The following is an 8,713-nucleotide window of genomic DNA, read 5'->3' as shown; positions in this document are numbered from 1 at the left end:
TGTATAAAACCGCCTAGGTCGTCTGCTTTAACATCATCAAAATCCCTTAAAGCACGAATGCGGTGAAGAGTTTTGCCCCCAACTTCGATTGTTTCATCAGTAAGTTCGTATTTCTTTTCCATGGTTTATTGCCTCATGCCCTTATCTTAAAACAGTGTCATTTCCAGATACTTTTGTATTTCCGGTTACTTTGGCATTCTCGCAAACTAGTGCACCACCAAACACACGGGCATTTCCAGAGATTTTTGCGCGACCGCCAACTTTAGCTTTTTCAGAGACATGTGCTCCATCATAAATTTCGGCAAAACCACAAACCTTTGCTTTACCGAAAATACGAGCATTATCATAAGCGGATGCAAAGTGCGAAATTGTAGCGTTGTCGAAAACTTCTGCATTTTCATAAACGTGTGCATGTTCGGAAATTATGGCGTCATGGTATATTCTTGCTTTTCCAAAAACCTTGGCAAAACCGCAAACTTTTGCATTAACGTAAATGACTGCACGATCGTAAACCTTAGCATCATCATAAATTTTTGCATGATCGTAAATATACGCATCACCGGAAACTTCTGCATGACCGTAAACTTGTGCATCATCACAAACCGTAGCACTTCCACTAATACAGGCGCCATCAAATATCTTGGCATAACCATAGACTTTTGCATCACCATCTACCCAACAATCACCTTCATGACTTAGATTGTCTTCTTTCTCGATATAGCCGCCAAGATCACCTTTCTTGACGTCCCCCAAATCTCTCAGTGCACGAATGCGGCGGAGAGTTTTGCCCCCAACTTCGATTGTTTCATCAGTAAGTTCGTATTTCTTTTCCATGGTTTTACTCCTTTAAGTTAGATTCTGCCTTTGTCGCTCTTGCAAAAGAACGGCATTGCATTGTGGGGTGAATTTTTTGAAAAGGTGGCGTCTTTTAAAAACGCCTTTAGCTTTTAAAGCACATCACAAGGACGCAAACGGTGTTGTTTTTCGTAAGAACCATACATTGCATCATCATATTCGCGCTGTTTTATATCATCTAAAAAAAAACCGTATGCGTTACTGTCTTTAACAAAGTCGTGAGGTATATTGCCGTTGAAACACTGCTCTTCACATTCTTTCAGATAGCATTCGGCAATATCTTCAGAGATATCTTCGCAACGGTTAGTCGATGGTTCAATACGTAAAATTTGGACAGCATTATCGATTTGGTCGATAAAATTGATAATGTCACTTTCTTCTAAGAAAGGTCCAGATTTTGCGAGATTTTGTTCTTCATTTTCGCACATCACTAAGAGAATTTCATCAGAATTTATAAACACTGGTTTATTCACAAATGCCTCCATATCAAAATATTTAAATACATTTTGAAAAAAAACGCCTTGACATAGGTTTTTTTTTTCGGGGTATGGTGCAGTGATAATTGTATTTTATGCACAAGTCAATTAAAATTTTGCATAAAACGCAAAAATAAATCTTAAAATATATAATTAAATTATGCGCTATCCACAATTTGGGAGATGTTTATGAGCGATATAGATAAAAAAATAGAATCTGTTTTTTCATTATTCAATGAAAAAGAGCAGTTAATTATTACTTATTTTGTTTTTAATTTTTTTAATAATTCAAGAAAATCAAGCACCGCTTCTTTGTCAACTGGATCAAGTGATGCACATATTTTCATAAAATCTAAGTCTACTTCTTTGTAAAAACTGGGGGGAGGTTCGTTAAAAAATTCAGAAATCTTTACTAGTTCATCTATGGTTATATCTCGCGTTTTACCATTTTGATAGGTATTAAGCATGCGATTCACTGCTGATGGGTGTAGTTCTAAATGTGATGCTAATAATGTTTGTGCGCCGTGTCCTCGTTCGTTAAGACGCTCTTTAATCCATAGCTTAAGTTTGGACTGAATATCTTGTTCCATGGTTCGTATAATCCTTGAAAATATATTTTTATGCAAATGTGCAAAAATGATAAAAAAGCATAATTTCGTTGACTTGTGCATAAAACGCAATTATTTATTGCGCTGTTATGGAGATTACATATGCCTTCGAGATTAATTATAAAATATTTAGGTGGTTTCAAAACTGTAGCAACCATAGTGCAAAGAGATGTGTCATCTGTTTATAGATGGCGTGATATACCAGCAAAACACCAGCAAAAAATTTTAGATTACGCACGTGAGCATGGGATAGATTTGCGTCCAGAAGATTTTTTTTATCCCGAGCGCTTGCAGAGATTAATGCAAGAGCAACACCCCCCATTGTCGAAAATTAGCAAGAGCTGCGGTGTTGATCACACCGGAGAAACTTTACAGCATTAAGGAGATAAAGATGAGTTCGAATGAAATTTTATGGATAGCAGTGGTTTCAGTTTTGCTCTTAAGCGGAGTGATGTTTCGTATTGCATTGCATTATCGCAACCAAGTTAAAGCACTTAAAGAGCAGGTTCAAGATATTAAGAAAAAAATGAAAGAGAATGAGTTTAGGTATTTAATGGAAAGCAAGCAGACAATTGATGAATGTGATGCGGATCTTGAAGAACGTGACAAGGAAATTAAACAACTGAAGCAAGAGATTGAAGAACGCGACGAGGAAATTAAACAACTGAAACAAAAGACTGAAGAGCATGAAAAGGCGTTCAGAAATGTAAGTGAAGTTGTAATGACACTCGAAGCAGATGTGCAATCACGTGATACGGAAATTAAAGAATTGAAGCAAGAGATTGAAGAACGCGACGAGAAAATTGAAGAATTGAAACAAAAGATAGAAGAATGTGACGACGAGGAAATGGAAGAACTGAAGCAAGAGATTAAAGAACGTGAGGAGGAAATTAAAGAACTCGAAGCAGATGTTCAATCACGTGATACGGAAATTAAAGAATTGAAGCAAGAGATTAAAGAACGCGACGAGGAAATTGATGAACTGAAACAAAAGATGGAAGAATGTGACGACGAGGAAATGGAAGAACTGAAGCAAGAGATTAAAGAACGTGACGAGGAAATTGATGAACTAAAACAAAAGATAGATGCGTACCGAGAAGAGTTTAAACGGAAAAGTGAAAAGATAGAGCTACTAACAGTACATGTTCAATCATATGATGCGGAAATTAAAGAATTGAAACAAAAGATGGAAGAATGTGACGACGAGGAAATTAAACAACTGAAGCAAGAGATTAAAGAACGTGAGGAGGAAATTAAAGAACTGAAACAAAAGATAGATGCGTACCGAGAAGAGTTTAAACGGAAAAGTGAAAAGATACAGGCACTAAAAGCAGATGTTCAATCACGCGACGAGGAAGTTGAAAGACTAACACAAGAGCTTAAACAGCGTGATGAAGCAGTAAAAGCGCCGTCTCATAAGAATAAGAAGAGTAAGAAGAAGGGTAAGTGAGGAGATAGAGATGAATGCAGGATCGTATACTGGTTTAATAGTATCTATAGCTGTAAATATTCAATTAGCTATTCAACTTTATCTATTTTATAAAGAATTACAAATAGTTAAAAAGGAAATAATGAAGAAAAATGAAAAAATATGGAGGCAAGAAGAGGAAATCCAAAGATTATCTTATCCTAGCATGTTCTCTTCTTCAAAAGATAGAAAAAATTCTAGCCAAAACTTAGTTTGAACTACTCTTTCTGGGTGATTTGATGAAGTGTGTTCAATTATAAAGATTGGTACAGTTTCGATATTTGGTTTGAGGTGGCGAACTGTGAGAAAAATACTCTTTCTTCATCTTCCTTTAGATTAAAATAATTGCATATATCTTGCGATTTTAAGTCTGCTGTAAAAGGATTTTTAAAACTCATATATTTCTCGTTTTCGAGGATTAAAGATAGCGGATATTTTCCTAGAAAAGCACCTTCAACAAATGCAAATGGACTTTCATCAGGTATACGAAAATTATTCATTTTTATTGAATGTTTTGTAGGATTTTTTATGATTACTTTTATGTCAATAAGGAAATCTTCACCCTTTTTATATGCGTGTGGTTTCTTCTCTATAACAACCTCTAGATTTGGTCCTAAGTCTCGTCTCTCTTTTTCCTCCCATAAGATGGATAGATGTTCTTTTGCTGTTTCAGATTGTTTTTGTAATTGTCTTAGTTGTTTATTGAAATTTATAAGATCTATTTTTCGATTTCTACAACCTAACCATATTCCAAAAAATGAGATGAAAGTTGGTACTATTAATGAAATAATATCAATCACATCTTTATCTATTTGCATACTTCTTACACCCTTCTTTCCTTCATTTTCGGAAAAAAACACTTCTATAAAACACATTTTGTATGGAGTGGTGTGGTGATTAACACGATTCTTTGTTTTGATCTAGGTACCAAAACGGGGTGGGCGATACGTGGTGCAAGTGGTGACATGTTTAGTGGTACCGTGAATTTTCAATCGCGCCGTTTTGAAGGCGGTGGAATGCGTTACTTGCGTTTTAAACAATGGCTATCAGAAATAAAGCAGACAGCAGGTCAAATTGACGTGGTGTATTTTGAAGAGGTGAGGCGTCATAAAGGTACAGATGCAGCGCATGTTTACGGTGGTTTGTTAGCAACGTTAACGGCGTGGTGTGAACAGCATCAGATACCGTATGAGGGGATACCAGTAAGTACGATTAAGAAAGCGACGACAGGCAAGGGGAATGCGTCGAAAGAAGAGATGATTAAGGCAATGTGTCTTAAAGGACACAAGCCATGTGATGATAATGAAGCAGATGCTTTAGCAATTTTATATTTAGTTAAAGAAAGGGAAATCACTAATGTCAAATAAAAACCAATGGATAAAAATTAATGTAGAAAAATGGCTTCTTGATCTCGCTGATTTGCCTCCTACTGAAGGCAATATTTACATGAGGTTGCGATTAAAAATGTTACACACTGGGAAGCCTATTACGAACAATTTACGAGCCTTGTCCTCATTAGCTCGCTGTTCAATTGACGAGCTTGATGATGCGCTAGATCTCTTAGCTGAAACTGGACACATCTTTCTTTTTGATGACAACCACATCTGGAGTCCAGATATTGAAGAAGAGCTGAAGAATAACAATCAACAATCAGAAATCGCATGGCATAAGCACAGGAAGGACAAAGAGAATGTCCAGTAAATTACCATGGACGAGGCTTTTTGCAGACAGATGGCTTCTTACTCTTGGTTGTTTGTCGCCGACCGAGAAATGTATCTATGTCATGTTGCGACTTCTAATGCTCCATACTGGTGAACCTATTTTAAAGGACTTAACGGTATTAGCTTTTTGGGTTGGTTATCCAGTAGAAGAGTTTGAAGCAGCTTTGAATTCCTTGATTGAAGGTGGATTCATCATACGTTTAGACAATGGTGGGTTGTGGAATTCAGAAGTTGAAAAAGAACTCAATAACGTCACTGAAGAGCTAGATAATTTCACTTGCAATAATAATAAAGAAAGGGAGGTGAAGTATGTCAACTAAGTTGCCATGGACGAGGCTTTTTGCAGACAAGTGGCTTCTTGATCTCGCTTGTTTACCCGCAATTGAAGGCAATGTTTATATGCGATTGCGATTGCAAATGTTGCGCACTAGAGAGCCTCTTGTAAATGATGCGCAAATATTATCTCATTTTACGTGTTGTTCAGTAAAAAGATTTCAGAAGGCATTAGATTACTTATTTAGATCTGGACACATTATTCTTTCAGAAGATGGTCATTTGTGGTGTTCAGATGTTGAAGAAGAATTAAAAAATTCAGACGAAACTTTAAATAAGTTTGCAGAAAGAGCAGCAAAAGCCGCCAATACTAGAAAACATAAAAACCACGAAGAATCTTCAAGAGAGCTTCAAGATTCTTTAAGAAGTCTTCAAGATTCTTTAAGAAGTCTTCAAGATTCTTCAAGATGTCTTGAAGATTCTTCAAGAGGGTACAATAACAATAACATTAACAATAACAAAAAAAATAAAAATATTATTTTATCAAAAAGAGAAATTGATTTTGAAAATTTAGAAACAAACGATTTTGTTGAAAAGGCAATCGAGTGTGATGTTGAAAGCCAATCAGAACAAATCAAAACGATAGAAACCAAACAACCAATCATTCACGAGCAAGAAAGCGTTCCTAAGAAAGCCAAGCGGGTTAAAACCGATAGAGGCTGTCGATTGCCTACGGATTTTGAGCCCGATTACGATTTTGCGATTAGAGAGGGCTTGCCTCCAGAGCGTGTAAAAGTCGAAATCGCAAAATTTAGAGATTATTGGAATGCCAAGGCAGGTAAGGACGCATGCAAAACGGATTGGCAAGCAACATGGCGCAACTGGGTACGCAAGGCAATTGAAGATTTACAAAAAGGAAAAAACTATGGAAAGCCAAGCACTGAAACAACAGAACAGCAGCGTGGATGGAGTTATCGCGTTGCACAGCACATGTCCAATATCAAAAATTCAGATAGTGTGTACAAATTTTTATTCGAGGATGACAACCGAACCACCATTCCATTGGAAGACAGGGCAAAAACCATTGATTGCAGAAGCGGAGAGAATTACTTCATTAGTTCATGATGCGTTGCAAAAGCTTGAAAAGAAAGCGACTGAAGAAGAAATTCAAACAACGTATCTTGTCCTTTCAAATGGACTTAAGAGCCCCATGGGATCAGATGAGAAAGCGACAGCGCTTGCGTATCTTTACGCTCTTGAAGGCATAAGCAGCTGGGTATTGCAAACGGCTACAAAGAACGCTTTGAAAGGCAAAGCAGAGGGATTAAATGCAACCTTTATGCCATCGACAGCAGATTTTTATCGTTACTGCGAGAAGCTTGAAAGCGATATTCGTTTTTATGCAAAGCACATTTTTAGGAGCCTTGAAAAGCCTGAAAAGGGAACAAATCAAAAGGCAGCGATGCCATCAGAACGCATAGAAAAGATTCAAAAAGAACTTGAAGAGGTTTTAAAAGGCATTGAAGGATAAACAGCAAAGTAGTGAAATTTGCTGATGATTTTGAGAATAGAGATGCGTTTAAATTGACAGAAAGGCACCGTACAGAGCGATTTAAAGATTTTGTGATAAAAACCACATTGAAATTAAAAACGCTTCTGTACAGTCCATTTTGAGGCAAATAAACCCATTGGTAAAGTTATGGATTTAGATAGGGGATATTAAACCAGATGTTTTTAAAAAAACGTAAACAGAAAGGGCAAAAAAAGTGGGTTGCAACGGCGGTGGGGCATGCACCATGGGGATTAGGGGTAGCAGAGTATTTTTATAACCTTTACGAATATGATGATGGCACAAGAGAATACGAAGAATTTGACGGTGGTCAATATCATGATATGCCCGAGAAAGTTGATTACAGTACCAAGGCTCAAGTGAAAGCTTGGATATATGGGGGTGGTATTCCGAAAAGCGTTCTCAATTACGAACCTCTTATAGACGAGATCAATAAAGAGATCAAAAAATTATCGAAAACCGCAGGAAATAAATATGTTTACAGATAAGCAGCTAAGAGCCTTGTTTGGTATTATAATTTTTATATTTTTATGCTTTCTAGGAATTAAAAAAAATCCCTATTTTATCCAAGGTATTTTGATATTTGCATCTTTTGGTTTGATAATAATAACAAATATTTTTGTACTTTTATGCAATTCTCATATTCCTTTTGAGTTGCAGAACAATCCAAAATATAAAGATGATGATACAACAGGTTGGAAGATATTAACACGTGATTTACAACAGTATTTGCACAGACTCTTAAAGCTAATAAGTTTAGCACTTGTCGTTTTAATTTTTCCAAATAGTTATACTGTATTTTGGTATTTAGATATCGTTATTTGGTACTTTTTTTTAGTTTATTCATTCTTTCTCATGTTGCATACACGCAGTTTAATAAACATGTCCATTTACGCACTACATTTTATACTAAAAACCAAAAGTAAAATTTAAAAGCACTTGGTATTCAATTAGGTAGGTATCAAAATGAAAAAAAGTGAAAAAAATAAAAAAATACGTATTGACTTTAAAGAAAGGTTCGTTTAGAAAGGTCGACAAGTGCTTAAAAACCACTAATAACTAGCGGGTAAACCACGATAAGGTTTCTCCCATTTCTTAAAATACTGGCTGTCTTTTATGCTTTGAATAGCGTATGATGATTTATGTCGGGTGTGCTTATACCATACAATACCCTTCGCGAGGGAAAAGTATAAGCAACGGACTAGTTACCGTGTTTTTAGCACCCGGCGCCTTTATGGGCTGTCAATTAAAAACTCTAAATAACTAGGTGTTAAAATGACAAAAAACGAAATTAATATTACCACTGATTTCTTATGTGATTTGTGGATGGCAGTATGTAAAGAAGCTAATAGTGAAAATATTGATATTGATACTGAAAATGAATATCATATTTCTTTAGTAGAGCTTATGGGGGCTCTTGAGAAAGTTTTGTTTTTTAAATTACAAAAAGAAATTCCAAATTTTACAAAAATCTTAGCAATTATGACAGAATTCGGTCAATCCGAACCAATTGAATCAATAGTGCCTCTGTTAAAAGCTTATACCCCCGATTTGAATAATGTACATAGCCTAAAAGACGCTGCGTAAATGGCTCGGGCGTGGCGGGGGCGCCTCCTTATAACCATTTCATTCAAAAATTTATTCAAATGTTAGATTAGGAGTAAAACCTATGACCACTAAAAATGTATCCAAAAAATATGAACTCACAGATGAAATCCACCGTATTCCTGAGGGAAAAACTG

15 protein-coding genes are annotated in these 8,713 nt (G+C 36.0%); 11 read left to right on the top strand and 4 right to left on the bottom strand.

The genetic code is table 11. The features are described 5' to 3' along the window. Positions 1-141 precede the first annotated feature (141 nt). From ACFILW_RS08360 to ACFILW_RS08350, 3 genes are all read right to left on the bottom strand, one after another. A complete protein-coding gene (locus ACFILW_RS08360; protein ID WP_375685530.1) occupies positions 142-834 on the bottom strand; it encodes a hypothetical protein in 693 nt (230 codons plus the stop codon). Positions 835-947: 113 nt separating this feature from the next. Further along, positions 948-1,328: a hypothetical protein gene (locus tag ACFILW_RS08355; RefSeq protein WP_375646654.1), complete on the bottom strand. Its 381-nt coding sequence runs from the start codon at positions 1,326-1,328 to the stop codon at positions 948-950. Between the two features lie 263 nt (positions 1,329-1,591). Continuing rightward, complete coding sequence (locus tag ACFILW_RS08350) at positions 1,592-1,921, bottom strand: helix-turn-helix transcriptional regulator (protein WP_208439714.1); 330 nt, start codon at positions 1,919-1,921, stop codon at positions 1,592-1,594. 120 nt (positions 1,922-2,041) lie between these two features. On the opposite strand from ACFILW_RS08350, the gene ACFILW_RS08345 reads away from it, so the two are divergent. From ACFILW_RS08345 to ACFILW_RS08335, 3 genes are read left to right on the top strand one after another with little or no spacing between them, the layout of a single operon-like run. Further along, positions 2,042-2,320, top strand: coding sequence for a hypothetical protein (locus ACFILW_RS08345; RefSeq protein WP_375646653.1), 279 nt, complete (start codon positions 2,042-2,044; stop codon positions 2,318-2,320). A 10-nt stretch (positions 2,321-2,330) separates the two neighbouring features. Further along, a complete protein-coding gene (locus ACFILW_RS08340) occupies positions 2,331-3,389 on the top strand; it encodes a hypothetical protein (RefSeq protein WP_375685529.1) in 1,059 nt (352 codons plus the stop codon). A gap of 10 nt (positions 3,390-3,399) precedes the next feature. Then, positions 3,400-3,624, top strand: coding sequence for a hypothetical protein (locus tag ACFILW_RS08335; protein WP_375654772.1), 225 nt, complete (start codon positions 3,400-3,402; stop codon positions 3,622-3,624). 37 nt (positions 3,625-3,661) lie between these two features. Here ACFILW_RS08335 and ACFILW_RS08330 read toward each other — a convergent pair whose 3' ends face one another. Continuing rightward, positions 3,662-4,225: a hypothetical protein gene (locus tag ACFILW_RS08330; RefSeq protein WP_375685528.1), complete on the bottom strand. Its 564-nt coding sequence runs from the start codon at positions 4,223-4,225 to the stop codon at positions 3,662-3,664. Positions 4,226-4,300: 75 nt separating this feature from the next. Between ACFILW_RS08330 and ACFILW_RS08325 the strand changes: the two genes are divergently transcribed. From ACFILW_RS08325 to ACFILW_RS08290, 8 genes are all read left to right on the top strand, one after another. Continuing rightward, complete coding sequence (locus ACFILW_RS08325) at positions 4,301-4,774, top strand: crossover junction endodeoxyribonuclease RuvC (RefSeq protein ID WP_375685527.1); 474 nt, start codon at positions 4,301-4,303, stop codon at positions 4,772-4,774. Beyond that, a complete protein-coding gene (locus tag ACFILW_RS08320; RefSeq protein WP_375685526.1) occupies positions 4,764-5,108 on the top strand; it encodes a DUF1376 domain-containing protein in 345 nt (114 codons plus the stop codon). The genes ACFILW_RS08325 and ACFILW_RS08320 overlap by 11 nt, the downstream gene beginning before the upstream one ends. Continuing rightward, complete coding sequence (locus ACFILW_RS08315; RefSeq protein ID WP_375620299.1) at positions 5,098-5,448, top strand: DUF1376 domain-containing protein; 351 nt, start codon at positions 5,098-5,100, stop codon at positions 5,446-5,448. The genes ACFILW_RS08320 and ACFILW_RS08315 overlap by 11 nt, the downstream gene beginning before the upstream one ends. Then, a complete protein-coding gene (locus ACFILW_RS08310) occupies positions 5,438-6,526 on the top strand; it encodes a hypothetical protein (protein WP_375685525.1) in 1,089 nt (362 codons plus the stop codon). Before ACFILW_RS08315 ends, ACFILW_RS08310 begins: the two co-directional genes overlap by 11 nt. Continuing rightward, positions 6,486-6,932: a hypothetical protein gene (locus tag ACFILW_RS08305; RefSeq protein WP_375685524.1), complete on the top strand. Its 447-nt coding sequence runs from the start codon at positions 6,486-6,488 to the stop codon at positions 6,930-6,932. Before ACFILW_RS08310 ends, ACFILW_RS08305 begins: the two co-directional genes overlap by 41 nt. A 197-nt stretch (positions 6,933-7,129) precedes the next feature. Further along, complete coding sequence (locus ACFILW_RS08300; RefSeq protein WP_375685523.1) at positions 7,130-7,459, top strand: hypothetical protein; 330 nt, start codon at positions 7,130-7,132, stop codon at positions 7,457-7,459. Continuing rightward, positions 7,446-7,904, top strand: coding sequence for a hypothetical protein (locus ACFILW_RS08295; protein ID WP_375685522.1), 459 nt, complete (start codon positions 7,446-7,448; stop codon positions 7,902-7,904). The genes ACFILW_RS08300 and ACFILW_RS08295 overlap by 14 nt, the downstream gene beginning before the upstream one ends. A 342-nt stretch (positions 7,905-8,246) precedes the next feature. After that, entirely contained in the window at positions 8,247-8,558 is a 312-nt protein-coding gene (locus ACFILW_RS08290) for a hypothetical protein (protein WP_375685521.1), read from the top strand. The last annotated feature ends 155 nt before the right edge of the window (positions 8,559-8,713 follow it).

Origin of the sequence: Bartonella sp. TT110JLCBS (assembly GCF_042193405.1) — a bacterium.
GTDB lineage: Bacteria > Pseudomonadota > Alphaproteobacteria > Rhizobiales > Rhizobiaceae > Bartonella.
This window is presented reverse-complemented; position numbering and strand designations above follow the sequence as displayed.